The organism is Streptomyces himalayensis subsp. himalayensis, from assembly GCF_013778455.1.
GTDB lineage: Bacteria > Actinomycetota > Actinomycetes > Streptomycetales > Streptomycetaceae > Streptomyces > Streptomyces himalayensis.
The window spans coordinates 38,671-63,955 of record NZ_JACEHE010000009.1 but is presented as its reverse complement, the minus strand read 5'-3'; the positions used below and the strand labels follow the sequence as shown (position 1 = coordinate 63,955).

Annotated in this window: 28 protein-coding genes; 20 read left to right on the top strand and 8 right to left on the bottom strand. The window is 71.6% G+C overall.

Going from position 1 to position 25,285, the window contains the following annotated elements:
• The first annotated feature begins 385 nt into the window (after positions 1 to 385).
• From H1D24_RS16730 to H1D24_RS16715, 4 genes are all read left to right on the top strand, one after another.
• Complete coding sequence (locus tag H1D24_RS16730; RefSeq protein WP_181658372.1) at positions 386 to 784, top strand: hypothetical protein; 399 nt, start codon at positions 386 to 388, stop codon at positions 782 to 784.
• 95 nt (positions 785 to 879) lie between these two features.
• Complete coding sequence (locus H1D24_RS16725; protein ID WP_258564120.1) at positions 880 to 1,647, top strand: transcriptional regulator; 768 nt, start codon at positions 880 to 882, stop codon at positions 1,645 to 1,647.
• Between the two features lie 38 nt (positions 1,648 to 1,685).
• On the top strand, positions 1,686 to 2,393 hold the full coding sequence (locus tag H1D24_RS44050; protein ID WP_181658370.1) for a roadblock/LC7 domain-containing protein: 708 nt from the start codon (positions 1,686 to 1,688) through the stop codon (positions 2,391 to 2,393).
• Between the two features lie 14 nt (positions 2,394 to 2,407).
• Entirely contained in the window at positions 2,408 to 2,782 is a 375-nt protein-coding gene (locus H1D24_RS16715) for a roadblock/LC7 domain-containing protein (RefSeq protein WP_181658369.1), read from the top strand.
• Between the two features lie 221 nt (positions 2,783 to 3,003).
• Here the strand turns inward: H1D24_RS16715 and H1D24_RS16710 are convergent, their stop codons facing one another.
• Both H1D24_RS16710 and H1D24_RS16705 read right to left on the bottom strand, forming a co-directional pair.
• Positions 3,004 to 3,336 carry a hypothetical protein gene (locus H1D24_RS16710; RefSeq protein WP_246459778.1) on the bottom strand — a complete coding sequence of 111 codons (333 nt, stop codon included), beginning with the start codon at positions 3,334 to 3,336 and terminating at the stop codon, positions 3,004 to 3,006.
• Between the two features lie 195 nt (positions 3,337 to 3,531).
• A complete protein-coding gene (locus H1D24_RS16705; protein ID WP_374064248.1) occupies positions 3,532 to 3,666 on the bottom strand; it encodes a hypothetical protein in 135 nt (44 codons plus the stop codon).
• Positions 3,667 to 4,029: 363 nt separating this feature from the next.
• Here H1D24_RS16705 and H1D24_RS16700 point away from each other — a divergent pair, with 363 nt between their 5' ends.
• The 6 genes from H1D24_RS16700 to H1D24_RS16675 all read left to right on the top strand — a co-directional run bounded on the left by H1D24_RS16700 (position 4,030) and on the right by H1D24_RS16675 (position 11,156).
• Positions 4,030 to 5,271 carry an MFS transporter gene (locus H1D24_RS16700; RefSeq protein WP_220136840.1) on the top strand — a complete coding sequence of 414 codons (1,242 nt, stop codon included), beginning with the start codon at positions 4,030 to 4,032 and terminating at the stop codon, positions 5,269 to 5,271.
• Positions 5,272 to 5,317: 46 nt separating this feature from the next.
• The gene (locus tag H1D24_RS16695; protein ID WP_309484346.1) at positions 5,318 to 6,157 is read left to right on the top strand and encodes a class I SAM-dependent DNA methyltransferase; all 840 of its coding nucleotides are present in this window, start codon (positions 5,318 to 5,320) and stop codon (positions 6,155 to 6,157) included.
• Positions 6,158 to 6,266: 109 nt separating this feature from the next.
• Entirely contained in the window at positions 6,267 to 7,877 is a 1,611-nt protein-coding gene (locus tag H1D24_RS16690; protein ID WP_181658366.1) for an ABC transporter substrate-binding protein, read from the top strand.
• Positions 7,874 to 8,827: an ABC transporter permease gene (locus tag H1D24_RS16685; RefSeq protein ID WP_181658365.1), complete on the top strand. Its 954-nt coding sequence runs from the start codon at positions 7,874 to 7,876 to the stop codon at positions 8,825 to 8,827. Before H1D24_RS16690 ends, H1D24_RS16685 begins: the two co-directional genes overlap by 4 nt.
• Positions 8,827 to 9,618 carry an ABC transporter permease gene (locus H1D24_RS43575; RefSeq protein ID WP_309484345.1) on the top strand — a complete coding sequence of 264 codons (792 nt, stop codon included), beginning with the start codon at positions 8,827 to 8,829 and terminating at the stop codon, positions 9,616 to 9,618. The genes H1D24_RS16685 and H1D24_RS43575 overlap by 1 nt, the downstream gene beginning before the upstream one ends.
• Positions 9,615 to 11,156: an ABC transporter ATP-binding protein gene (locus H1D24_RS16675; protein ID WP_309484344.1), complete on the top strand. Its 1,542-nt coding sequence runs from the start codon at positions 9,615 to 9,617 to the stop codon at positions 11,154 to 11,156. Before H1D24_RS43575 ends, H1D24_RS16675 begins: the two co-directional genes overlap by 4 nt.
• A 49-nt stretch (positions 11,157 to 11,205) precedes the next feature.
• On the opposite strand, the gene H1D24_RS16670 is transcribed toward H1D24_RS16675, so the two are convergent.
• From H1D24_RS16670 to H1D24_RS16650, 5 genes are all read right to left on the bottom strand, one after another.
• Positions 11,206 to 11,565: a DUF8129 domain-containing protein gene (locus tag H1D24_RS16670; RefSeq protein WP_181658364.1), complete on the bottom strand. Its 360-nt coding sequence runs from the start codon at positions 11,563 to 11,565 to the stop codon at positions 11,206 to 11,208.
• 125 nt (positions 11,566 to 11,690) lie between these two features.
• On the bottom strand, positions 11,691 to 13,817 hold the full coding sequence (locus H1D24_RS16665; RefSeq protein ID WP_181658363.1) for a xanthine dehydrogenase family protein molybdopterin-binding subunit: 2,127 nt from the start codon (positions 13,815 to 13,817) through the stop codon (positions 11,691 to 11,693).
• Complete coding sequence (locus H1D24_RS16660) at positions 13,814 to 14,836, bottom strand: FAD binding domain-containing protein (RefSeq protein WP_181658362.1); 1,023 nt, start codon at positions 14,834 to 14,836, stop codon at positions 13,814 to 13,816. The genes H1D24_RS16665 and H1D24_RS16660 overlap by 4 nt, the downstream gene beginning before the upstream one ends.
• Positions 14,833 to 15,447 (bottom strand): (2Fe-2S)-binding protein, encoded by a 615-nt coding sequence (locus H1D24_RS16655; protein ID WP_181658361.1) that lies wholly within the window; start codon positions 15,445 to 15,447, stop codon positions 14,833 to 14,835. The genes H1D24_RS16660 and H1D24_RS16655 overlap by 4 nt, the downstream gene beginning before the upstream one ends.
• 76 nt (positions 15,448 to 15,523) lie before the next feature.
• Complete coding sequence (locus H1D24_RS16650) at positions 15,524 to 15,937, bottom strand: TraR/DksA family transcriptional regulator (RefSeq protein WP_181658360.1); 414 nt, start codon at positions 15,935 to 15,937, stop codon at positions 15,524 to 15,526.
• Positions 15,938 to 16,223: 286 nt separating this feature from the next.
• Here H1D24_RS16650 and H1D24_RS16645 point away from each other — a divergent pair, with 286 nt between their 5' ends.
• Positions 16,224 to 17,684 carry an MFS transporter gene (locus tag H1D24_RS16645; protein ID WP_181658359.1) on the top strand — a complete coding sequence of 487 codons (1,461 nt, stop codon included), beginning with the start codon at positions 16,224 to 16,226 and terminating at the stop codon, positions 17,682 to 17,684.
• A 54-nt stretch (positions 17,685 to 17,738) separates the two neighbouring features.
• On the opposite strand, the gene H1D24_RS16640 is transcribed toward H1D24_RS16645, so the two are convergent.
• Positions 17,739 to 18,062: a DUF6191 domain-containing protein gene (locus H1D24_RS16640; protein ID WP_181658358.1), complete on the bottom strand. Its 324-nt coding sequence runs from the start codon at positions 18,060 to 18,062 to the stop codon at positions 17,739 to 17,741.
• A gap of 176 nt (positions 18,063 to 18,238) precedes the next feature.
• On the opposite strand from H1D24_RS16640, the gene H1D24_RS16635 reads away from it, so the two are divergent.
• The 9 genes from H1D24_RS16635 to H1D24_RS16595 all read left to right on the top strand — a co-directional run bounded on the left by H1D24_RS16635 (position 18,239) and on the right by H1D24_RS16595 (position 25,227).
• On the top strand, positions 18,239 to 18,472 hold the full coding sequence (locus H1D24_RS16635; protein ID WP_181658357.1) for a hypothetical protein: 234 nt from the start codon (positions 18,239 to 18,241) through the stop codon (positions 18,470 to 18,472).
• A complete protein-coding gene (locus H1D24_RS16630; protein WP_181658356.1) occupies positions 18,469 to 19,215 on the top strand; it encodes an SDR family oxidoreductase in 747 nt (248 codons plus the stop codon). The genes H1D24_RS16635 and H1D24_RS16630 overlap by 4 nt, the downstream gene beginning before the upstream one ends.
• A 163-nt stretch (positions 19,216 to 19,378) precedes the next feature.
• Entirely contained in the window at positions 19,379 to 20,023 is a 645-nt protein-coding gene (locus H1D24_RS16625; protein ID WP_181658355.1) for a hypothetical protein, read from the top strand.
• Complete coding sequence (locus H1D24_RS16620; protein WP_181658354.1) at positions 20,007 to 20,297, top strand: hypothetical protein; 291 nt, start codon at positions 20,007 to 20,009, stop codon at positions 20,295 to 20,297. The genes H1D24_RS16625 and H1D24_RS16620 overlap by 17 nt, the downstream gene beginning before the upstream one ends.
• Positions 20,294 to 21,070 (top strand): metallophosphoesterase family protein, encoded by a 777-nt coding sequence (locus H1D24_RS16615; protein ID WP_181658353.1) that lies wholly within the window; start codon positions 20,294 to 20,296, stop codon positions 21,068 to 21,070. The genes H1D24_RS16620 and H1D24_RS16615 overlap by 4 nt, the downstream gene beginning before the upstream one ends.
• A 100-nt stretch (positions 21,071 to 21,170) precedes the next feature.
• A complete protein-coding gene (locus H1D24_RS16610; protein ID WP_181658352.1) occupies positions 21,171 to 21,371 on the top strand; it encodes a DUF2795 domain-containing protein in 201 nt (66 codons plus the stop codon).
• Between the two features lie 25 nt (positions 21,372 to 21,396).
• Complete coding sequence (locus tag H1D24_RS16605; RefSeq protein WP_181658351.1) at positions 21,397 to 22,359, top strand: NAD-dependent epimerase/dehydratase family protein; 963 nt, start codon at positions 21,397 to 21,399, stop codon at positions 22,357 to 22,359.
• Between the two features lie 76 nt (positions 22,360 to 22,435).
• Positions 22,436 to 24,121: a carbamoyltransferase family protein gene (locus tag H1D24_RS16600; protein ID WP_181658350.1), complete on the top strand. Its 1,686-nt coding sequence runs from the start codon at positions 22,436 to 22,438 to the stop codon at positions 24,119 to 24,121.
• Positions 24,118 to 25,227: a glycosyltransferase family 2 protein gene (locus H1D24_RS16595; RefSeq protein WP_309484343.1), complete on the top strand. Its 1,110-nt coding sequence runs from the start codon at positions 24,118 to 24,120 to the stop codon at positions 25,225 to 25,227. The genes H1D24_RS16600 and H1D24_RS16595 overlap by 4 nt, the downstream gene beginning before the upstream one ends.
• Positions 25,228 to 25,285: the final 58 nt, after the last annotated feature.

Sequence of the window (25,285 nt, the reverse complement as noted above, 5' to 3'; positions counted from 1 at the left end):
AACCCGGCCACGTGGGGGGTGAGTTGCTTGTGGGACCGGAGGTGCCCCACGAGCCTCCGTCAGGAGTGTTACAGGGCAATGCCAGTGACGTATCCAATGGAGTGGCATGCGCATGTCGGCGCGCCGTCGGCGCGTCGGCCGATGCGCTGGTCCCGCTCGCTCGCGGCGCGGGCGCTCGACCGCGATCGCATCGCCTCTGCCGCCGGCGGACGGCTGGAGCTCGCCGGAGCGCGCCGGAGTGCGCCGGGAGTCCTCAGGGCAATCGGCCAACCTTAGCCAACTGCCGCATGTTCCAGGGGAATTTGCCAGAATCCCCCCGCAGGGCACACACGTTACGTAGTTTCTACATCACTCATCCGAACCAATGTGCCGGGAGGGGGCGGGGGTGCCCGGAATTGACGAGTGCCTGCTGGAGGCCATGAGACTGCCCGGCGCGCGAGGTGCCACGGTGGTCGACTGGACCAGTGGGCTGGCTCTGGGCACGGTCGGGGACTCGCCGAACGGCGATCACGAAGCCACCGCCGCGGAGGCGGCGGAGCTCGCCAGGACAGCGGCGGAGAACCTTGCCTTCGCCCCGGCCGAGGGCTCCGACTGGTCCGGCGGCGAAACACCGGTCGAGGACCTGATCGTCAGCAACCGCGACAGCTACCACGTCCTGCGTTTCGTCCGTACGACCTTCGACAGCAGCGTCTTCCTGCACCTGTGGCTGGGCCGTACGGACGGCAACCTCGCGCTCGCCCGCATACGGCTGGGCGAGATCGCGGAACGACTGGTGCTGGGATGACGGCGGTGCGGACTCCTCCTCCGAACCGCTTGCCCGCACGGAAACCAGCAGCCGGTGCGACGGGCCGCAGCGGCGCGCAGGCCGCGGTCTCACCCATGCTCAGCCGCCTTGCCGCCGAGCGCGCGACCGGCGTCCTGATGCGCGAACGCGGCACACTCTTCCTCTCCGACGGACAGGTGGTGCACGCCGAGAGCCCCGCCTCACCCGGGCTCGACGTCCTGCTCACCGCCGGCGGCGCCCTGCGCCCCGAGGGCTGGTGGGAGGCCGTCACCCAGGCAGGGCCTGGGCAGCGCGTGGGACGGTTTCTGATCGACAGTGGCCGCGTGCCCCGGGGCGCGCTGGAACTCTGCCACCTCGGCGCGCTGTACGACGCGGCGTTCTTCACGCTCGGGCCCACCAGCGCTCCGGGCCGCTTCCGGTACGGAGTCGCGCACTGGCTCGGCCCCATCCACCCGGTGCCCGTCGACGCGGTGGAGCGCGAGACCCTCCGGCGCCGGGAGCTGCTGCACCGCATCTGGCCGGAACCGGCGACGGACACCCAGCCGCTCATACGGACCGGCCGTCCCGTCGACGTGGACGTCCCACGGCGCCGGCGCACCGTCCTGGACCACGTGGACGGGGCACGCACGGCGTCGGACATCTCCGCCGTCATCGGCCGGCCCGCGTTCCACACCCTTGTCGACCTCCGCCGTCTCGCCGCTGCGGGAATCGTGACGACGAGCGCTCGCCAGGAGCCGGAGCCGGAGCCGGAGCCGGAGCCGGAGCCGGGAGCCGCCACCGCGGCCGCCTGGCCCCGGGAGGCACCGGGGGACCCCGACATCGCCCTGCTGCGCCGGCTCAGAGACGCACTGGAGGCCCTGTGATCCGCGCGCTCAGACAGCGTGCCGAGAGGAGACAGCTCATGGCGGCCGAGGCCGAAGTCCTCGACGAACTGCACCGGTTGAGGTCCCGCGTGCCCCAGCTGACCGGCGCGCTCGCGGCCAGCGTCGACGGCCTCGTACTCGCACAGGACACCCCGGGAGCCGAGCCCGGGGGCGTGGCCGCACTCACCGCGGCCGCACTGGGTGTGGCCGTGCGGATGACGGACACCACCGGACAGGGCGACTTCCGAGAACTCCTCATCCGCGGCATGAACGGCTACGTGGCGACCTACGCGGCGGGCTCCTCCGCCGTACTGACGCTGCTGGCCGACGACCGCGTGAACGTCGGCCGACTGCATCTGGAGGGACGCAGGGCCGGCACCCGGATCGGGGAGCTGATCGACGCGGCGATGGACCGGGCCGAACCCCAACGCACCACTGCGGCCGCTGCCGACGCGGAACCGACGGCCTCCGCCCGGGCCGCCTCAGGGCGGGCCACCTCCGCCCGGGTCACCAGACAGCGCACCGGATCCCCGCGCACCAGGCCCGCACCAGCCACCACGGAGCAGGCCACCACGGAGCAGGCCACCACGGAGCAGGCCACCACACCACAGGACGCCGACGACCGAAAGACCGACGACCAAAGGATCAACGACCAAGGGACCGGCGACCGAAGGACCTCCAGCCGGACGACCGCCTACCGGTCCACCTCCGGCCGCACCACCGAGCCAACCAGTAAGAACCGCTGAAAGGAATCCGTCTCATGGCCAACACCGAAACCGCCCTGAAGGACGCCCTGACGTCGATCGAGGGCGCGACCGGAGCCGCACTCGTCGACTACACGAGCGGGATGGCGCTGGGCACGATCGGAGGCAGCAAGACCTTCGACCTCAACGTCGCGGCAGCCGGCAACACCGACGTCGTACGGGCCAAGCTGCGCACCATGGAGCACCTCGGCCTGCAGGACGAGATCGAGGACATCCTGATCACCCTGGGCAGCCAGTACCACCTGATCCGGCTGCTCAAGGGGCGCGGCGGCAACGGCCTCTTCCTCTACCTGGTGCTGGACGCCGGCCGAGCCAATCTGGCGATGGCCCGGCACCAGCTCAAGAAGATCGAGGCTGAACTCGAGGTCTGAGACGAAGGCACCCTACGTGAGACCCGTCGCCTCATGAACGTTGACGGTGCGACCGCTGCTGCGCCATGCATGTACTGGGCGATCTCATCGGGGACCTCATGGACATGCATGACGCACGCAGTGGATGCCGTCATCGGGGCGCTGGAGGCTCTGTAAGAAGGGCCTCTCCGTACCGAACGCGGCGGAGGAACCATAGGCCGACTTGAGCGGCCCCTCATGGCTCACACGCGACGCAGGCGCGCAGCCAGGCCGTGCCCGATCAGCAGGTAAATGACAGCGGGCAGACCGTAGTTGAGCAGTACACGCAGGCCTTCGGTCTCCATCGTGAAGATGTCCTGGGACCATCCGGCCAGGAAATCCGCCACATCGTGAACGAAGCCGACGAACACGTTCGCACGGTTGGCGTCGAGCAGGTACAGCACAATCCACAGGGCCAGGAAGGCCGCGGCAATGTCCGCGATGGTATGGATGATCAGGGCTGCTCGGTTTGCTCCGGTGCCGTCCCTGTCAGGGCGATAGGTGCGACCTCTGTCGTAGGGGTCGTTCACAGGCATGGGTTCTTGGGTGTTGTTCACGGCCCGCTTCTTGCCTGACGCGACCGTGCCAAACCTACTTGGAGCCTGCAATTCCGCATCATCGGATGGCGGCGGAGCATCAGCCGCCTTCCGACGTTGTTCCGGTGCCGCTGCGGGTTGTCCGAACACCATGCCGGCAGCGGCCGCGAATCGGCCGCGGGGATCTTCGTCCGATCATGCCCCACAGTCTTCGGGGCGCAGCAGACCCCGCTCGTACGCCTTGGTCAGCCGCTGCGGTACCAGATAGGCGACGCCGTCGACCATGATCGGCACGAGCTGCGGGGTCGTGGCCGAGAGGCGACGCCACATATCAGATGACAATGAAAACGATTGTCGATAGTGTGCCTGCGTCACGGCGACGCGTGCCCGGAGGGCGCCGACGCCGACGTGCCGGAGTCCTCAATCCCCGCGCCGTGAAGAGGAGAAGCAGTGGCTCACCTGCTGATGGTGGAGAGCTCGGTCGGATCGATGAGCAGGCTGCTGCCACGGGCCCCTTGGCTTCGACGGGTGATCACCTCCTGCGGCTACTACCTGCCGACCGTTGCTCGGATCGAGGGTGGCGACGAGGTTGCGGCCGCGCACCGAGGCGGACGTCGCGTATGCGCGCGCAGAAGCGGGCGGGCACTCGAGCCTCTCAGTGGACAGTGACCGCTCGTGAAGACGTTGCGTGACATGCGTGGCTTCCCGTTCGCCATCCGGTTGCTCATGGTCAACCAACTCGGCGTCAACACCGGCTTCTACCTGCTGATCCCCTATCTCGCCCTGCACCTGAGCGAGGACCTGGGGCTCTCCGCCGCGGTCGTCGGCATCGTGCTCGGCGTACGGAACCTCAGCCAGCAGGGCCTGTTCCTCATCGGTGGATCCGCGTCGGACCGGCTGGGGGCACGCGGTGTCATCATCGCCGGCTGCGCGCTGCGCACCGTCGGCTTCGGGCTCTTCGCACTCGGAGACGGGCTGGCGGTGCTGCTCGCGGCGTCCGTGCTCAGCGGGCTGGCGGGGGCGCTCTTCAACCCGGCCGTGCGCGCGTATCTCGCCCAGGAGGCGGGGGAGCGAAAGGCCGAGGCCTTTGCCCTGTTCAACGTCTTCGCGACCACCGGGGCGTTGATCGGGCCGCTGCTCGGCAGCGCCTTGCTGCTGGTCGACTTCCGCGCCTCCGCGCTCACCGCGGCCGGGATCTTCGCGCTGCTCACGGTCGCCCAGGCCATGGTGCTTCCGGCACGCGAGGTACCGCCGGCCGCGAACAGCGTGCTCGGGGACTGGCGCGAGGTGATTGGCAACCGCGGCTTCCTGGCGTCCGCGGTCGCCATGGTCGGCATGGTCGCCATGGAGAGCCAGCTGTATCTGCTGCTGCCGGAGGGCGCGCGCCGGGCCACCGGCTGGGACGGTGCGGCCGGCATGGTCTTCCTGGTCGGCACGCTCAGCAACCTCTGGCTGCAACTGCGCATCACGCGCGAGCTGAAGAAGCGGGGCAGCCGGGCGCGATGGATCAGCTCCGGGCTCGCGCTGATGGGGCTGGCCTTCGTACCGCCGATGACGGTGGCGGGGGCCGGGGCCGCGGACGGCGGCGTCGGCGACGCGCTGCTGGGGGCGCTTCCCGTCCTGGCCGGGGCGCTGCTGCTCTACCTGGGCGTCATGATCGCCCAGCCGTTCGTGATGGAACTGATCCCGGGCTTCGGCCGGCCGGAGCTCACCGGCACGTACTTCGGGCTGTTCTACGTGGTCTCGGGCATCGCCGCGGCCGTGGGCAACACGGTCGTCGGCTGGGCCATGGACACCGGGGAACAGACGGGCGCGCACTGGCTGCCCTGGGCGTGCTGCCTGACCTTCGGGCTCGCCTCCGCCGCCGGTGTGGCCTGGCTGCACCGGCTCCGCGTCCTGCCCGCCCCCACGGCGGCCGTACCGGCGAGGGCGTGAGGAGGCACGTATGGGAACACCTGAGAGAACATGCAGGCCAGCGGCCGTGACCAGCGGAAAACTGCTCACCGACAACCCGGCGCTGTACGAGACCCGCTTCCCCGATCCCGAACGCCTCGCCGGACGCTGGGCGGAGGACTGCCTGCGCCGGTACGGAGCCGGTCCGCGCGTCCTGGACATCGGTTGCGGCACCGGCAGGGACGCTGCCCATCTGCACGCAGCCGGCCGTACGGTGATTGCTGCCGATCTCTCCGGCACGATGCTGGAGTACGCGCGCGCCCACCACCCGGGCCCCGAATACACCCGGGCCGATCTGCGCGGTTTCGACCTCGGGGAGCAGTCCTTCGACGCCGTGGTCTGCCTGGACAGCGCCCTGCTGTACTGCCACACCAACGAGGAATTCGACGGCTTCCTGAGCTCCTGCCGACGCTCCCTGCCACCCGGCGGCCTGCTCGTCGCGGAGATGCGCAACGGGGCCTTCTTCCTGGGCCGTACGGAACTGCTCGACAAGCCGTCGGTCGACGGTTTCACGTGGCAGGAGACCGCTTACACCTCCACCACCGCCCTGTACGTCGACCGGGCCGCGCAACTGCTGCGCCGCACCCGGGTGTGGACCGCCGCCGACGGATCGCCGCCGGTCGAGCAGCGCTCCGCGTGGCGGCTGCTCCCCCCGCAGGAACTGCGCCACTTCCTCGCGGTTCACGGCTTCGAGGTGCTCGCGCTGTACGACGGGCCCGGTCCTCGTACGGAAGCCCCGTGGCGCGAGGGCGACCTGCCACGCGCCACGGCGGACGGCGACCGGCTGCATCTCGTCGCGCGCCTCGCGAGCACCCGCCTCACGCTCGTGAACTCGCGCATCACACTCGGCCGTCGGACGTGCGCCTGACCCGTAGGCCGACACCTCCCCACGCCCGCCTCGCGGGCACCCGCTGGACCCCACACATCGCCACCCCCCCACGCCGACAACCGCCCGCACACCACTCAAGGACACCGCCATGCACGACGCACCCGTCGACGGCTCCCGATCCCACGACTCCCGTTTCCCCGGCCTGCGCCGCCGTGGCTTCCTCGCCGCAGCCGGAGGCGCCGCCGGAACCGGTGCGCTCGCCCTCACCGGCTGCGCCGACTCCTCCGGAACCAGCGCAGACACCGCCCAGGCCGATGCCAAGCCCAAGCGTGGCGGACGGCTGCGCGCCGCCTTCGCCGGGGGCGGTGCGAGCGAGACGCTCGACCCGCACCTGAGCAACCTCTTCGCCGATGCCGCACGTGCCAAGGCCCTGTTCGACAAGCTCGCCGACTACGGACCCGACCTGTCCGCCCAGCCGCGGCTGGCCTCGGCGTGGGAGCCGAACGCGGGCCTGGACCGCTGGAAGGTCTCCCTGCGCAAGGCCGAGTTCCACGACGGCAGGCCCGTGACCGCCGACGACGTCCTCTACAGCTACCGCCGCATCGCCGACCCGGAGAAGACGTTCCGGGCGAAGGCGTCGCTGGAACCCATCGACCTGAAGGCCAGCCGCGCCCTGGACGAGCGGACCGTCGAGTTCGTCCTCAAGCGGCCGACCGCCGAATTCCCCAATGTGCTGGCCGCGTTCGGGGCGTACATCGTCCCCGAGGGCGCCGAGGAGTTCGACAAGAAGCCGGTCGGCAGCGGGCCGTTCCGCTTCGTGTCCTTCGCGCCCGGCAAGTCGGCGGTCTTCAAACGCAACGACGCCTACTGGGACGGCGCCCCGTACCTCGACGAGCTGGAGTTCATCGTCGCCAACGAGGAGTCGGCGCGCGTCAACGCCCTGCTCGGCGGGCAGCTCGAGTACGCGCACGAGCTCAACCCCGCGACCGCGCGCGCCCACGAGGGCAAGGGGCAGATCCAGATCGTCCGGCTGCGGAACAGCGCCATGCAGGCGTTCGCCATGAAGACCGACCGGCCGCCCTTCGACGACAAGCGGGTCCGCGAGGCGTTCTTCCTCATCGCCGACCGCAAGGAACTCGTCGACGGCGCCCTGTCCGGCGCGGGTGAGATCGGCAACGATCTCTTCGGCAAGGGCTACGAGTACTACGCCGGGGGCCTGCCGCAGCGCGAACAGGACCTCGACCGGGCACGGAAGCTGCTGAAGGAAGCCGGAGCCGAGAAGCTCAAGGTCACCCTCGACACCTCACCGGTCGCCGCCGGATTCACCGAGGCCGCCGCCATCTTCCGCGACCAGGCGGCCAAGGCCGGAGTGACCGTCGAGATCAGGACCGGCAGCAAGGACAGCTACTGGGCGGACATCCTCGACTCCGGGACCCTGTGCTGCTACCGCTCCGGCGCCATGCCCATCGAGTCCCACATCTCCCAGCGCCTCCTCACGGACTCCACCACCAACGCGACCCACTGGCGGCACAAGGACTTCGACGCCCTCTACCAGCAGGCACAGTCCACCAAGGACAAGCAGGACCGCGCCGCCGTCTACGAGCGCATGCAGCGCCGCCTGTACGCCGAAGGCGGATTTCTCGTCTGGGGCTTCGCCGACTGGATCATCGGCACAGCCCGGGGCGTGCGGGGCGTGGCCGAGAAGGCACCCGCCAACAGCCTCGACTGGGCACGCTTCGACAAGGTCTGGCTGGCGTGAGGGGACTGCGCTCCTGGGTCGCCCGGCGGCTGCTCCTCGGAGTCGCGCAGACGGCAGCCGTCGTGCTGCTCGTCTTCGTCCTCACCGAGGCGCTGCCGGGCGACGCCGCCGTGGCGCTCGCCGGCGACCAGCCGGACCCGGAGCGGATCGCGGCCATCCGCGAGGCGATGGACCTGGACCGGCCGGCGCACGAGCGCCTCGCGGACTGGGCGGCGGGGCTGCTGCACGGAGACTTCGGCACATCGCTGGCCTCGGGTCGGCCTGTCAGCACGTACATCGCCGACGGGTTCGGCCCGACCCTGCTCCTCGCGGCCCTCACGGTGGCACTGCTGGTGCCGGTCGGCGTCGGCCTCGGCGTGCTGGCCGCCCGTCACGAGGGGCGCCTCGCGGACCGGATCGTCAGCTCGATGACGCTCGGCGTGTACGCCGTCCCGGAGTTCGCCTTCGGGGTACTGCTGATCACGGTCTTCGCCCTCCGTCTCGGCTGGCTTCCGCCCACCGCCGTGGGCTACGGCACCGATCTCCTCGCCCACCCCGCCGCGCTGGTCCTGCCCGTCCTCGTCCTGCTCTCCCGGCCGGTGTGCTCCCTGGCGCGCCTGGTACGCGCCGGGATGATCGACGCGCTGGCCTCGCCGTACGTCGCCCAGGCGCGCCGCTACGGAATCCCGGGCGCCCGCATCCGCTACGCGCACGCACTGCCCAACGCGATCACCCCGGCCGCCCAGCAGCTCGCCCGCACGATCGACTGGCTGCTGTGCGGTGTCATCGTCGTGGAGGCGCTGTACGTGATCCCTGGCCTGGGAACCGTGCTGATGAACGCCGTCGCGGAACGCGACGTGCCCGTGGTGCAGGGCCTCGCCGTCGTCTTCGCCGTCACCACCGTGGTCCTCAATCTCGGCGCCGACCTGGTGGCCCACCGGTTCGCGCCGCGGGCGGGGGTGGCTGCCTGATGCCGAGGTCACGTCTCACGCTGGGTGCGGTGATCGTGGGCGTACCGCTCGTACTGGCCCTTCTGGGGCCGCTGTTCGTCGGCGAGCCGGGGCCGCGCGCCGCCTCGTTCACCCTCGGCGGTGGCGGGCACTGGCTCGGCACGGACTTCATCGGCCGGGACGTGTGGCGGCAGGTGCTGCTCGGCGGCCGCTCGGTGGTCCTTGTCGCGCTCGCCGCGACGGCCCTGGCCTACGTGGTGGCGCTTCCGCTCGGGCTCATCGCCGCCCTCACGCACCGGACGTGGCTGGAAGAGCTGCTGATGCGGCCCCTTGACGTGCTGCTCGCCGTGCCGTCGCTGCTGATGATCCTGCTCGTCGCGTCGGTCTTCTCGCCGGGTGCCGCGGGCCTCGCCCTGCTCGTCGCGCTCGTCAACATCCCGGATGCCGCTCGGATCGTACGTGCCGCCGCGGCGGAAGCGGCCTCGCGCCCGGCGGTCGAGGCGCTGCGCATGCAGGGGGAGTCCTGGTGGCGCATGGCCGTGGGGTACGTCGGCAGGTCGGTGGGCCGCACGCTCGCCGCCGACGCGGGCGTACGGCTGACAGGCGTGCTCTACCTCGTGTCCACGGCCGCGTTCCTCGGCGTCGGCGTCGCACCGGACGCCGCCGACTGGGCGGTGATGGTCGACCGCAACCGCACGGGGCTGTTCGTCCAGCCGTGGGCCGTGGTGGTCCCGGCCCTGCTCATCGTCGCCCTGACCATGGGCGGCAACCTGCTCTTCGACGCCGTACTGGAAAAGAGGAACCGGACGTGACCGCGGTTACGGAGGTTGCGGAGATCAAGGACCTTCGCGTCGAGATCGAAAGCCGGGCGATCGTCGACGGGGTCAGCCTCCGTGTGCTGCCCGGCAAGGTCACGGCGCTGGTGGGCGCTTCCGGCAGCGGCAAGACGACAACGGGCCTCGCGCTGCTCGGCGAGTACCCGGCGGGCGCACGGGTGAGCGGTGACGTGCGCGCGCCCGACGGTCTGGTCGGATACGTCCCCCAGCACCCGGCCTCCGTGCTCAATCCGGCGCGCCGGATCGGTGCGCTGCTGGGGGACATCGCGAGGTACCAGGTGCGGGGCCTGCCCAGGGCCCGGCGCCGGGAAGCTGCCCGGGAGCGCATTCTCCGGGCCCTGTCGCTGGCGCAACTCCCGGACCCGGCAGCCATGTTGCGGCGGTATCCGCACCAGCTGTCGGGCGGCCAGCAGCAGCGTGTCGTACTGGCGCAGGCCCTGCTGCTGGGCGCCAGGGCGGTGGTCGCGGACGAGCCGACCACCGGGCAGGACGTGCTGACGAAGCGGCGCATCGTCGACCAGCTGGCTGCGGTGGCCAGGCAGGGGATCGGGATCGTCCTGCTCAGCCATGACCTGGAGGTGGTCCGGACCCTCGCCGACGAGGTACTGGTCATGCGCGGGGGACGGGTGGTCGAATCGGGGCCGGCGGAGCGGCTGTGGCTCGCACCACGGCACCCATGGACCCGCGAACTCCTCGCCGGGCAGACGCAGTTCTCGGCTGGGGCGCCCGCACTCCAGGGCAGACCCAGACCCGTACTCCACGTCCGCGGCCTGACGGCCCGGCACAGCCGGACCACGGTGCTGCGCGCCCCCGAACTCACGCTCCGCGCGGGGGAGTGCCTGGCCGTCGTCGGCCGCTCCGGCAGCGGCAAGACGACACTTGGCCGCTGCCTCGCCGGACTCCACCGCGACCACGACGGGGAGATCCTGCTCGACGGCGCCCCGCTGCCCCGCAGCCTGCGCGACCGGACCCGGGACCAACTGGCCGCCGTGCAGTACGTGTTCCAGGATGCGAAGGCCGCGTTCGACGAACACCGCCCGGTTCTCGACCAGGTGGCACGCACGGCGATACGGCTGCGCAGAACGACGCAGGGCGAGGCCATGGCCGAGGCCGCGAGCACGCTCACGACTCTCGGCCTCACGGACGATCTGGCACGACGCAGCCCGCACCGGCTGTCCGGCGGCGAACTCCAACGCGCCGCCCTCGCCCGGGCGCTCCTCGCCCGGCCAAGGGTGCTGATCTGCGACGAGATCACCTCCGGGCTCGACTCGGTCACCCGGCGCGGCATCCTGGACACCCTCACCGGTCTCCTGCGCGACCGCCACGACCTGTCGCTGGTCCTGATCACGCACGACCTGGACACAGCCGCGCTCGGCGATCGGATAGCCGTACTCGACGCGGGCGAACTGGTCGAGCAGGGCCAGGCACGCGAGGTGCTCACCTCGCCACGGCATCCGTTCACCGTCTCACTGGTGGAGACGTCGGTACGCCTGGCGGCGGGGACGCGACCGTAGGGCGGCGTCGGCACGGGGTCTCGGCGCGAGCCCTTGGCTCTCGGAACGTCTACGGGCGGTCGCCCTTGGGCTTGCCCGGGCCGGTGGGGGGCGTGCCGTGCGGCGGGGGATGGATCGGTTCGGCGGACGTTTCGGGCGTCACCGGGGGTCCGCCGGACGGAGGGCCGGGCTGCTCGGGACGGATGTCGCCGCCGCCCGGCGACGGGGCGCTGCCGCTCTTCAGCTGGTCGAGCCGCCCGGTGAAGAGCTCGACCACCGGTGTGCGGTCGGCATGCTCGCGTTCGTAGCGCAGCAGCTCTTGCAGATCTTCGGCGGGCAACCCGCGGATCCGGTGCTCCAGCGAGCCGACGGACAGATGGTCGTAGTCGGCGAGCGGCAGCTCGCCGTGCTGGTTGCCCCTCCGCGACACGCCGACGTCGGCGTCCCCGGCGAGTCATGGCCCCGGCCCCCTCCCACCGCCACGCGGCGGGAGCATGCCCGCCCGCCTCCCGGGTGCTGCCCTGGTGGGCCAGCGTTCAGTGCTGTCGCAGCCCGTTACCGCGCGCCGAGATTCGGCAGCAGCGACTCCACCCGTACGGGAAGCGTGCGCACCCGTACGCCCGTCGCGTCGTACACCGCGTTCGCCACGGCCGCTGCCGTGCCCACGATGCCGATCTCGCCTATGCCCTTCACGCCGAGTGGGTTGAGGTGCGGATCCTCCTCCTCGATCCAGTACGCCTGGATGTCGGGGACGTCCGCCGACACGGCGACGTGGTACGACGCGAGATCGCGTTCAGGGTGGTCCCCGAAAGCCGGGTCCATGGTGCTGTGTTCGAGCAGGGCCATCGAGGCGCCCATCGTCATGGCGCCGACGAACTGGGAGCGGGCCGTGCGCGCGTTGAGGATGCGGCCCGCGGCGAACACCCCCAGGAGTCGGCGCAGGCGGGTCTCGCCGGTGTCGCGGTCCACCTGGACCTCGGCGAACTGCGCTCCGAAGGACCGCCGGGCGTATTCCGCCGAGCGGGCCGCCACATCGGCCTCCGTGTTCACCGCCATGCGGAGGCCGGCCTCGGACAAGGGGATGTTGCGGTCGGCGAGTTGTGCCGCCAGGGCGGTCGCCGCCTTGTGCACGGCCCAGCCCCAGGACGCCGCTCCCGTGGATCCTCCCGCGATCGGTGCGTACGGCAGGTCGCTGCTGCCGATCTCGATGCGGACCCGGTCCAGTGGCACGTCGAGTGCTTCGGCCGCGATCTGGGCGAGGATCGTGCGCGCGCCGGTGCCGATGTCGGTGGCGTTCAGCAGGATGCGGATGTTCCCGGACGCGTCGGCGTGGGCCTCGGCCTCGGACGGCTCGACGTCGGCGGAGTAGGTGGATGCGGCCACTCCGGTGCCGATCAGCAGGCCGCCCTCGGTGCGGCTTCCGGGGCGCCGTGGACCGGGGGTCCAGCCGAAGCGGCGCGCGCCCTCGCGCAGGCACTCGACCAGGTGGCGGCTGCTGAAGGGCAGGCCCGATGCGGGGTCGCGGTCGGGCTCGTTGCGGATCCTGAGTTCGATGGGGTCGATGCCGCAGGCGACGGCGAGTTCGTCCATGGCCGACTCCAGCGCGAACATCCCGGAGCACTCGCCCGGCGCCCGCATCCAGGAGGGCGGCGGCACGTCGAGCGGACCCACGCGGTGCGAGGTGCGGCTGTGCGGGCTCGCGTACATCGACCGTGCCGGTTTGGCCGCCTGCTCCACGAAGTCCCCGATGGTGGAGTGGTACGAGACCACCTCGTGGGCCAGCGCCGAGATCCGGCCGTCGGCCGCCGCGCCGATCCGCAGCCGCTGCTCCGTGGCGGCCCGGTAGCCCACGACGGCGGCCAGTTGGTTACGGGGCAGCGCGAGGGTGACCGGACGCCCCACGTGGCGCGCGGCCATGGCCGCGAGGACGGCATGCGGCCGTGTCGTGCCCTTCGAGCCGAAGCCGCCGCCCACGTGCTCGGAGACGACGGTGATCCGGTCGCGGTCCATCCCGAACAGTTCGGAGAGCGTCTGGCGCACCCATCCCGCGCCCTGACTGGAGTCGTGCACGACGAGCTGACCGTCCGCCCAGAGCGCGGTCGCGGCATGCGGCTCCATCGGGTGGTTGTGGAGGGCGGGGATGCGGTAGACGGCGTCGATGCGGATCTCCGCCGCTGCGTACGCACCCTCGACGTCGCCGCGCTGCCAGCCCTCCGGAGCCTCGTCGTCCGCCTCCTCCAGGACGTGGGAATCCGGGTGGTCCGGGCGGGGAAGCACTTGGTGGCGCTCGGGCGCGTACTCCACCCGTACGGCCGCAGCGGTCGCCCGGGCCGCTTCCAGGGTTTCGGCGACGGCCAGGGCGACGTACTGGCCGCGGTGTGCGATCCCCGGGGTCTGCAGGACGGCGAGTGTCCGGTCGCCGGTTTCACCCAGGCGGGGCGCGTTCTCATGGGTGAGGACGGCGATGGCGCCCGGTTCGGCGAGTGCCTGCCCGCAGTCGATCGCCACGATCTTGCCCCTGGCGATGGTCGCCGGGATCGGCCAGGCATACACGCGGCCGTCGGGGGCGTACTCGGCCGCGTACCGGGCCGTGCCGGTGACCTTGTCGCGGCCCTCGAGGCGGACGGGGGCGCTGGTCCGGGTGTCGGTGTGCTGCCGGGCGGCGCCCTTCGGGGGGTTCATCGCGATGCCTCCGGATCACGGTCCCCGGCGGCGTCCCGCCGGGAGGCGAGGTCGGTCAGCGCCCGGATGGCCAGGTTCCGGACGAGCGGGATCTTGAAGCCGTTGTCGCGCAGCGGCTCTGCCGCGGCCAGCTCTGCGTCGACGGCCTGGGCGAACGACTCCGCGGTGGCCGGGGCACCTCGCAGCCGCTCCTCGGCGGTCCACGCACGCCAGGGCTTGGCGGCCACGGCCCCGAAGGCCAGCCGTACGCGCCGCACGGTGCCGTCATGTGCGTCCAGGGCGGCGGCGACCGAGGCGAGAGCGAAGGAGAACGAGGCGCGGTCGCGGGCCTTGCGGTAGACGGACCGGGCGGCCTCCGGGACCGGGCCCAGCTCGATGTGGGTGATGAGGTCGCCGGGTTCGAGCACGGTGTCCCGTTCCGGATGATCGCCGGGCAGCCGGTGCAGTTCGGTGACCGGTACGGTCCGCGGGCCGTGCCGCCCGTGGACCAGTACGTCGGCGCCCAGCGCGGCGAGGGCGACGGCCATGTCCGAAGGGTGCGTGGCGACGCAGTGCGGTGAGGCGCCGAGGATCGCGAGGTCGCGGTGCACTCCGTCGCGGGCGGGGCAGCCCGAGCCGGGGTCGCGCTTGTTGCACGGCTTGCCGACGTCCTGGAAGTAGAGGCAGCGGGTGCGCTGGAGGAGATTGCCGCCGACGGTGGCGGCGTTGCGCAGCTGCCCGGAGGCGCCCGCGAGCAGGGCCTGGGAGAGGACCGGGTAGCGGGCGAGAACGCGGGGGTCGGCGGCGAGGTCGCTGTTGCGCACGGCGGCCCCGATGCGCAGACCTCCGCCCGTGGTCGACTCGATGGAGCCATGGGGGAGTCCGCTCACGTCGACGAGGAGGCCGGGAGACTCGACGCCGAGCTTCATCAGGTCGACAAGATTCGTGCCGCCGCCGAGGTAGCGGGCGTCGGGAGCGCCGCCGTGGGCGGCGACGGCTGCCCCGGGCTCCGTGGGCCGCTCGTACCGGAAGGCCTTCACCGCGAGGCCTCCCCGGGCTCGTCGGCGGCCTGGCCGGCGTGTGTCCCGGCAGCCGCGGTCTGTCCAGCCCGTCGCCCGGCAGCCGCAGTCGGGCTCTCGTGTCGCCCGGCGTCGCCCACGGCGGCGACGATGTTGACGTACGCGCCGCAGCGGCAGATGTTCCCGCTCATGCGCTCGCGGATCTCGGCGTCTCGATCGGTGGCCCGGTCAGGATCGGTCACCGCGCTCGGCCACCCGGATGCCATCTCCTCCAGCGCGCCGACGGCCGAGCAGATCTGGCCCGGCGTGCAGTAGCCGCACTGGAACGCATCACGTTCGAGGAACGCCTCCTGAACAGGGTGCAGCCGACCGCCCTCCGACAGCCCCTCGATGGTGGTGATCTCGGCGCCGTCCTGTGCCACGGCGAGCAGGAGACAGCTGTTCATCCGCCTGCCGCCCACCAGGACCGTGCAGGCGCCGCACTGCCCGTGGTCGCAGCCCTTCTTCGCCCCGGTCAGATCCAGGTGCTCGCGGAGGGCGTCGAGAACGGTGGTGCGATGGTCGACCACCAGGTCCCGCGGCACCCCGTTCACGTGCAGCGTCACTGCCGTCGCATGGCTCAGCCGGTCCATCGGATCACGCCTTTCGCTCCGGAACGGACCTCATGCCGGTAACCCGAATCGCCTCGGCCGAAACAGCAGGTCATCTTCACCGGCTACGCGGCGGCTCGCTCGTACGGGTGCAGGCGATGCACCGCTCGGCGTGCGGGACGGCCCGCAGCCTCGCCGCCCCTACCGGTCGGCCGCAGGAGGTGCAGACGCCGAAGGTGCCGTTCCGCAGGCGGTCCAGGGCGTCGAGGGTCTGCTGCAGCAGGCCGTGCGCCTCGTCCCTGCGCGCACGGAGCTGCTGCGCCGCGGCGATCTTCGTACCGGCATCGGCGGCGTCGAGGTCGCAGTCGGCGTGCAGTGCCGCCACTGCCTCGTCGGACGCGGTGATCTCCTCGCGGAGCTGCCCGGCCCGCTCGGTCAGCTCGGCGGAGATCTCCGCGAGGTCGGCCGGCCGCAGGGCATCGACTGCCTTCTCCGGTCGCAGCGCGTCGTCGCGTGTCCGCTGGTCGTTCATGTGACGCTCCCCACGGCTCGGTTGGGAATTCCGGGTTCCATCTCCCGGGCGGACCAATCGTCGGGGGGAGCACCACTTCTTGTGAGCAAAGCCACGGGCAGTACCAACATTCGGGGAGGGTCGACGAGTTGGGGTCGGGATGAGGGGTCGGCGATGTCGCTGCGGAGTCGCGGGTCCGGTCGGTCTGTGAGGATGGGGCATCGCTGCCGCAGTCGTCAGCCGCCCCGCGAACCGGGGTCTTTTTGTTGCCCCGCCTCCGCGCCCCGAGCCCTGACGTGCCTTTGCGATGAAGCCCTTTTCCGCTTTCCCCGCGATCCCCAAGCCCCGCACTGCCTCCGACGAGCGCGAGCCCGGCTCTGCCCGAGAGCAGCGCGAGCCCCGATCCGCCTCCAGCGGGCGCGGGCCCGGATCCGCCTCCGGCCGGCGCGAGCCCCGTTCCGGCACCGACCGGCGCGAGGACCGTGCCCCGTGGCGCAGCCTGCGCCACCGCAGCATGCGGTGGTGGTCGTTCGCCAACCTCGTCTCCAACACGGGGACGTGGATGCAGCTGACCGTCCAGAACCTGCTGGTGCTGCAGATCACCGGCTCCGCCGCCGCAACCGGCCTGTCGCTCTCGGTACAGGCCGCGCCCGGGCTGCTGCTCGGGCTGGCCGGCGGCGCGGCGGTCGACGCGTGGCCGCGCAAGCTCACGGCGGCTGCCAGCCAGGCCGTGCTGGGCGCCGTCGCGTTCACCACGGCCGCCCTGGTGGCGTTCGATCAGCTGACCATGCCCGTGCTCATGGTGCTGGCCGCCGTGACCGGCCTCATCGCCACGGTCGACGGACCCGCCACGGCCCTTCTGGGCAACGACCTCGTACCCACCAAGGACGTGCCGTCCGCCATCGCTCTGGGCTCCGTCGTGCACAGCGCCGGGCGGCTCATCGGAGTCGCGCTCGCGGGTGTGGCGGTGGCCGGCTTCGGTACGGCGGCCGCATACGCCGCCAACGGGCTGTCCTTCCTCTTCGTCGCGGCCGTCATTCCGTTCCTGCGGCCCGCGGATCCCGCCAATCGCGCGGCGTCTACGATCCCGGCGACACCCGCAGCACGGCCGAAGAAGCGCCGCTCCCGCGGCACCGGCTCCCGCGACGGACTGGTGTTCTTCCTGCGCAGGCCACGGCTCGTCGCCCTGGCCGGCATCACTGCGGTGAGCGCCGTCTTCGGCCGCAACTACAGCCTGACCCTCGCGGTCCTGGTCACCGGCCCCCTGGCCGGAGGCACCGAGGAATTCGGGACCGTCGCGACCGTGCTGGCCGTCGGCGGCATCGCCGGCGCCGTGATCGCGGGACGCATGCAGAACCCCTCCGTCCGCCTGGTCGCCGCGCTGGCCGCCACCGGTGCGCTCCTCCAGGTCGTGGCCGGACTCTCGCCGAGCCTGGCCCTGCTGATCCTGCTGGTGGCTCCCATGGCGGTGGTCGAGTCGGTCTCCGACACGGCCGGTACGACCCTCCTGCAGACCGACCCGCCGCCGCACATGCGCGGCCGTGTCCTCGGCGTCTGGCGCAGCGCCAGCACCGGCTGGGGGCTCGCGGGCCCCCCGCTACTGGGGCTGCTCATGGAATTCGCGGGTCCCCGCGGGGCCCTCGTGGCGGGCGGCCTCGTCATCGCGGGCACGATCGGTGCGGGCGCGCTGCTTCACACCCGTCGCAGGGCCTCGGCAGCCCCGGCGCCCGCGTCTGCTCCGGTTCCGGAGCTCTCCGCCGCGGCCTGAGCACGACGGAAGCCGACGGAGGCAGTCGGCGGCGGACCTTGCGGCCATCGGCCGTCAGGGTCGGCCCGCCTGCCGCGCCCGCACGACCGCCGTCCCTCGCTCCAGGTCGACCGTCGTCCGGTTCGCCGGTGCCCCGTCCTCCTCGTCGTCCCGCATGACCAGCGCCGACTGCCGCTCCTTCAACTCGTTCTGCTTCCCCGGCGAAAGGCTTGCGTGCAGCTGCTCGAACCCCGTCGCCGATATCTGGCCCTGCCGCGCGCTGTTCCGCCACGGCAGGAGGCCCGCCCGTCCGGCGCGAAGCAGCACCTGGTCGGCGAAGGCCAGCAAGGTCAGGAGGATGACCAGGCCGGGCAGGGTCATGAAGACGAGGAATCCCATGCCTGCAGTATTCCGCTACGGATTCTCCGGGCCGACAGGCGGTGGGGTACGGGTCAGGCGCCGGCCTGCATGTGTTCCGTTTCAACACCCTCCCGCGGGCAACTCGACGGCTGGTCGTACGGGCCGGTCGTACGTGCTGTGTGCCGGTCGTACGTGTCGTACGTGAGGAGCACGCCATGAGCCGTAAGTCCTCGAAGGGCAAGGACCCGAAGGAGCCTCGTTCCGGCGCTCGCGCGCGGGAGCGGGCGCGCAGCCAGGAGGAGCCCGGGGCCCACTCGGGAGCGGAGAGCCCGGCGCAGGATCGCGCGATCCCCGGAACCGCCAGTTCCCGTGAGGGCTACCAGACGGAGGGCGGTACCGCTCACGACGAAGCCCTGAAGGGCGTCGAGAAGCAGGACGAGGACCGGTGAGCGGCACGGAGCGGCCGGGGCTCGGCGGCCGTCACGCGCTGGTCACCGGCGGTGCCCGCGGACTCGGTGCGTCCATCACCCGGCGCCTGGCGGCAGCCGGCGCGTCGGTCACGGTGGCGGACGTCCGCCGGGACAAGGCGGAGAAACTCTGCGCCGCGCTCACCGAGGAGGGACACGACGCGGGGTTCGCCGAGCTGGACGTACGGGACGCCGGTGCGGCCGCGGAGTTGTTCCGGGAGCTGGACGAGCGTGCGCGACCCGTGGACGTCCTCGTGAACAACGCCGCCGTCGACGTCTCCAAGCCGATCGAGCACCTGACGGCCGAGGAGGTCACACGGGTGATCTCCACCAACCTGCTGGGGCCCGTGTACCTGTGCCTGGAGTCGTACCGGCGGATGATCGCCCGCGGCCACGGGCACATCGTGAACATCCTTTCCACGGCGTCGAACCGCACGTGGACCGAGGCCGGGCCGTACGCGGCCGGCAAGTCGGGACTGCGTGCCTTCACGCACACACTCTTCAAAGAGGCTCAGCGGGACTGCCCGGGCATCGGTGTCACCGGGATCATCGCGGGCGGCATGGAGACTCCTTTCGTGCTCGAGCGCTTCCCGGACGCTGACACCTCGAAGCTGCAGAGCCCGGACATCGTCGCCGACACCGTGCTGTACGCCCTGTCCGTTCCGGTGGGCAGCGTGGTGCCGGAGCTCGTCGTGGTGCCGCGGAGCGAGCCGTCCTGGCCCTGAGAGCTCGGTGAGCCCTGAGACCTCGGATACCGCGACTACGGACCTCGGACACCGCGGACTACAGACCTCGGACACCGCGGACTACAGACCTCGGACACCGCGACGACGACATGGAGATGAGACCCAAGCCACGGAAGTCACCATTCATGCCTGGAGTGACGCCATGAAGGTACGGGACGGAGGGCAAGCCGGTGGCGACAGCGCCGGCCCGGACGTCGACGAGCTGCCCCCGAACCGCACGCCGGCCATTCTCGAGGCGACGAAGGAGGTCGCGGCCCTCCTGAAGGCGGGCGAGCACCCGTTCGCGCTCGCCGGGGGCGTCGCTGTGTACGCCCACGGCGGCCCGGCGACACTCCAACACGACGTCGACTTCTGTGTGCTGCCCGGTGACGCCGAGGCCGCCGCCGCCACCCTGCGCAAGGCCGGACTGGATGTCTTCCAGCCGCCGGAGGACTGGCTGCTCAAGTCCCGGTGCCGTGGCCAGGACATCGACCTGATCTTCCAGATGGCGCGCGCTCCGGTGAGCCGTGAACTGCTGAACCGGGCCGAGGAGCTGATGGTCGAGTCCGTCCGCATGCCCGTCCTCACAGCGACCGATCTGCTCCTCGGGCGGCTCAAGGCGTTCACCGAGCACCACTGCGACTTCGGTGCCGTGCTGCCGATCGCCCGCACTCTGCGGGAGAAGATCGACTGGTCCCTGATCCGGCGCGAGTGCCGCGACGAACCCATGCCCGACGCGTTCCTTTATCTGCTGGAACGTCTGAACGTGATCGAGCCGGAGGAGGACGGCCATGGCAACCGGACCTGACGCCGCTGCCGGTAAGCCCGGCGCGACAGCGCGGAACACCGAGTACCGCATCGCCCACCTGCAGGAGCGGCTCGTCGGCGAGGAGCTGGCCGAGATGGGCATGCGCATCGAGTACCGGGGCGACACGGTCCACATCACCGGCACCGCGTCCACCGCGGGCGACCGCGAGGCGATCCTCCGCGTCGCCGCCGAGGAACTGCCGGACATGCCGGTACGAGCCGACATCGTGCTGGCCGATGCCACGGCCCCCGACCACCCCGAGGAGATCTCATGATCCGTGTCGCGGCCGTCGGAGACATCCACATGGGGAAGGACAGCCGTGGACTGTTCCGTCCCGCCTTCGAGACCTTGCACGACTGTGCCGACCTGCTGCTGCTGGCCGGGGACCTCACCCGCCACGGCAAGCCCGACGAGGCGCAGGTCGTGGCCGACGAGGTGACCGGGCTGCCGGTTCCTGTGGTCGCCGTGCTGGGCAACCACGACCACCACGACGAGCGTCCCGAGGAGGTCACGGCCATCCTGCGGAGCGCGGGCGTGACCGTGTTGGAAGGCGAAGGCGCCGTCTTCAAGGTGGGCGGCGCGCTCGTCGGCGTCGCCGGAACCAAGGGGTTCGGCGGAGGCTTCGCAGGACGCTGCGGAAGCGAGTTCGGGGAGCCGGAGATGAAGTCCTTCGTGCGCCGCACCCGTAGCTGCGCGGACGGCCTGCGCGGTGCGCTCGAACAGCTGGCGCAGGCAGGCTGCGCCTTCCGTATCGCGCTCACCCATTTCTCCCCGGTGCCCGACACCCTGGCCGGCGAGCCGCTGGAGATCTACCCGTTCCTCGGCAGCTACCTGCTGGCCGAGGCGATGGACGAGGCGGGGGCCGACCTGGCCGTCCACGGCCACGCCCACCAGGGCACGGAGCACGGCCTCACCAGCGGCGGCATACGGGTGCGCAATGTCGCCCAGCCGGTCATCCGGCGCGCGTTCGCGATCTACCACCTCCACGAACACCCCGATGTAAAAGGGGTGAAAGTGGCCGGAGGGGTAGAAGTGGCGGAAGCGTGATTTCATGACAGAGGTGGGGGTACTCGGCGGAACGCAACAGCGCGTAGCGGAACCTCACGGATCCGCTCGGCGCACCGTCCGCACCTCTCGGAGGCACGTCATGGCCGAGATCAACCCCACCGAGCTGCAGAAAGCCCTGAAAGGCGCCAGCTACCCCACTGACCGGGAGCACCTGACCGAGCTCGCGAAGAAGAACAAGGCCGACCAGAAGGTCGTCGACACGATCGCCCATCTGCGGGAGAAGGAGTTCGACGGACCGGACAAGGTCCAGAAGGCCATCTTCAAGGGCAAGGGCACCTGAGTCACCGTCGCCGGAGGGAGATTCCATGGCTGCCGCACCCTCCCCTCGCTGGGAACACGCCGTGGTCACCGGCGGAGCCGGCTTTGTCGGCTCCCACCTGTGCACGGCGCTGATCGCCGACGGAACCGCTGTGACCTGCGTCGACGACTTCTGCACGGGTACGCCCGAGAACGTGGCCCAGCTCGCGGGCCGACCGGAGTTCAGCCTGCTGCGGGCCGACGTCACCGAGCCGTTCGACATCGCACGGCCCACCGACCTCGTCCTGCACTTCGCGTCCCCGGCCTCGCCTGCCGACTATCTGCGACTGCCGCTGCACACGCTCGAGACCGGCAGTCTGGGCACACGCAACGCGCTGATGCTCGCCCGCCGCCACGGAGCGCGCTTCGTGCTCGCCTCCACCTCGGAGGCGTACGGCGATCCGCAGCAGCACCCGCAGAGTGAGAGTTACTGGGGCAACGTCAACCCGGTCGGTCCGCGCAGCGTGTACGACGAGGCCAAGCGCTTCGGCGAGGCACTCACCACAGCAGAGGCGGGGGTGCACGGCACCGCAACGGGCATCGTGCGGCTGTTCAACACCTATGGCCCGCGCATGCGCGGGTACGACGGCCGTGCGGTGCCCACCTTCGTCCGCCAGGCCCTGGCCGGCGAACCGCTCACCGTCACCGGCGACGGGCAGCAGACCCGCTCCCTCGCCTACATCGACGACACCGTGCGCGGCATCCTCGCCATGGCCGCATCCGATCTGCCCGGGCCCGTCAACATCGGCAATCCGGACGAGATCACCATGCTCGACCTGGCGTACAAGATCATCGAACTCGCGGGATCGGACTCCACCGTCCGCTTCATCGAACGCCCTGCGGACGATCCCGCCGTGCGCTGTCCGGACATCACGCTGGCCCGCGACAAGCTCCAGTGGGAGCCGCGGATCTCCGCCGACGAGGGCCTCGCCCGGACGATCGGCTGGTACCGCGGCCAGGCGGCGGGCTGAATTCGCCGCGCCGCCCGCCGCCCCTCAAGCAGTCAGTGACTGACCGCGGCCACCGGGCCGCCGAAAGGGCACCCCTATGCGCGTTCTCGGCATCAACGCTCTCTTCCACGACCCGGCCGCCGCTCTGGTCATCGACGGGCACACCGTCGCCGCGGCGGAGGAGGAACGGTTCACGCGGCGCAAGCACGGCAAGCGGCCCGTGCCGTTCTCCGCCTGGGAACTACCCGAGAAATCGGCTTCATGGTGTCTGCGCCAGGCCGGCCTCAGGCCCGAGGACCTGGACGCCGTCGCCTACTCCTTCTCCCCGGCGCTGGCCCGCCCGGCCGGCGAGATGGGGCTCGACGACCCGTGGGACCACCTGCGCCTCATGTACGCCGAACAGGCCCCCCGCTTCCTGCGCACCGCCCTGCCCGGGCTCGACCCGCGCATCGTGAAGTTCGTCCCCCACCACATGGCGCACGCCGCGTCGAGCGCACTGGCCGCGCCCGACGCCGAGCCCTCCTCCGTACTGGTGTTGGATGGCCGGGGCGAGGCGACCTCCCATCTGGCCGGGCGCCGTGTCGGCGGCCACCTGGAACCCCTCCACGGCCAGCGGCTGCCGCACTCCCTCGGCCTCGTCTACGAGGAACTCACGGAACACCTCGGCTTCCTCCGCTCCTCCGACGAGTACAAGGTGATGGCCCTCGCCTCGTACGGCACCCCTCGGATGCTGGGGGAGTTGCGGAAGTACGTGTACGCCACGGGCGACGGCGGCTTCCATGCCACCGGGGTGCCGTGGACGGAGTTCTGCAGTCCGATACGGCCCGGTGAGGCGTGGTCGCAGGACCACGCGGACCTCGCGGCCAGCGCACAGAAGTGCCTGGAGGAAATCCTCCTCGACCTCGTGCGCTGGCTGCACGGCCAGACCGGGGACCGCGTCCTCACCATGGCCGGGGGAGTCGCGCTCAACTGCGTCGCCAACTCCCGTATCGCGCGGGAAGGTCCGTTCGACAGGGTGTGGGTGCAGCCCGCCGCGGGCGACGCCGGCACCGCGCTCGGCGGCGCCCTGTACCTCGCGGCTGAAGGCGGCGAGCACACCGAGCCGATGACGGGCGCCGACCTCGGACGTGGCTGGTCGGACGCGGAGTTGGAGGCCTGGCTGAAGACGGCCGCCGTGCCGTACGAGCGCCCAGCCGACGTCGCCGAAACGGTAGCCGAGGCGCTTGCCGACGACGCCATCGTCGCCTGGTTCCAGGGCCGCGCCGAGTACGGGCCGCGGGCCCTCGGCCACCGGTCACTGCTGGCCCATCCCGGGCGCTCGGGAAACCTCGAGCGGCTCAACGACGTCAAGGGACGCGAGCAGTTCAGGCCCGTTGCACCCATGGTGCTGGCCGACCGCGCCGCCGGGATCTTCGACGGCCCGCTTCCCAGCCCGTACATGCTCTTCGTGCACGATGTGGCGCCCGAGTGGCGGGAGCGTATCCCGGCTGTGGTCCACGTGGACGGCACGGCCCGCATCCAGACCGTCGACCCGGCCACCGAACCACTGGTCGCCCGCATGCTCGGCTCCTTCGAACGACTGACGGGCCTGCCCGTCGTGGTCAACACCAGCCTCAACACGGCCGGCCGTCCGATGGTCGACGACCCGCGCGACGCCCTGGAGTGCTTCGGCTCCGCCCCGGTGGACCTGTTGGCCATCGGTCCGTTCGTGGTCCGGCGCGGGGTGTTCTTCGCGGGCGGGCGGTCGGAAGGGGCGGACGTGGGCGACGGGGGAGGCCGGTGAGCGGGCGTCAGAGGGTGGGCGGTCTCGACCGGCGCGGCGGGGACGGCTCGAATCCCGAGTACGCGATCGTCATCCCGACACTGGGTCGGCCCAGCCTGTCCGTGTGCCTGCGTGCGCTGGCCGACGGACGCGGGCCGTATCCGCGCCGCATCGTCCTGGTCGACGACCGGCGGCCGCCCGGCGACCGGGACTCGCTGGCAGGCGCGATACCCGACGCCCTACGGCCGCTCGTCGAAGTCGTCCGGGGCCGTGCCGCAGGGCCCGCTGCCGCCCGGAACACCGGATGGGCAGCCGCCCACGAGCAGTGGATCGCCTTCCTCGACGACGACGTGGTCCCCGGCCCGACCTGGGCCGCGGACCTCGCCGCCGACCTCTTGGCGGCAGGCCCCCGCACGGCCGGCGTGCAGGGCCGGATCAGCGTTCCTCTCCCGGAGGACCGCCGGGCCACCGACTGGGAGCGGAACACCGCCGGGCTCGCCACCGCCCGTTGGATCACCGCTGACATGGCGTACCGGCGCGCGGCCCTGGAAGCCGTCGGCGGCTTCGACGAGCGCTTCCCCCGTGCCTTCCGCGAGGACGCCGACCTGGCGCTCCGGATCGCCGAGGATGGCTGGGAGCTGACCGTGGGCACGCGTCGGACAACCCATCCGGTCAGGCCGGCCGACCGCTGGGTCTCCGTCAGGATGCAGGCGGGCAACGCGGACGATGTGCTGATGAACCGTATCCACGGCCGTGACTGGTGGGAGCGGGCCGGAGCGCCGCGGGGCCGCCTGCCCCGGCACCTCGCCGTCACGGGGGCAGCAGCGGCCTGCCTGCTGTGCGGCGTGGCAGGCCGCCCGCGCGCGGCCGCGGTGACGGCGGCACTGTGGCTCGCCGGAACCGCGGAGTTCGCCGCGGCGCGGATCCTGCCCGGGCCGCGGACCCGCGACGAGGTCACCACGATGGTGGCCAGCAGCCTGCTCATCCCGCCGGTCGCGGCGGCCCACTGGATGAAAGGCATCGTCCGGCGCCACGGCCCTTTCAGGGGCGTGGCGGCGCCGGGCAGCCCCCTTCACCCCCAGCGCGTCGCCGCACGACACCGGACGGTGTTCGATGCGCGCGCGTAGCGGAACGAGCGGGCCCGCCAAGGGGTTCGTTCGGTTCCATGCGGATTGTCATCGAACG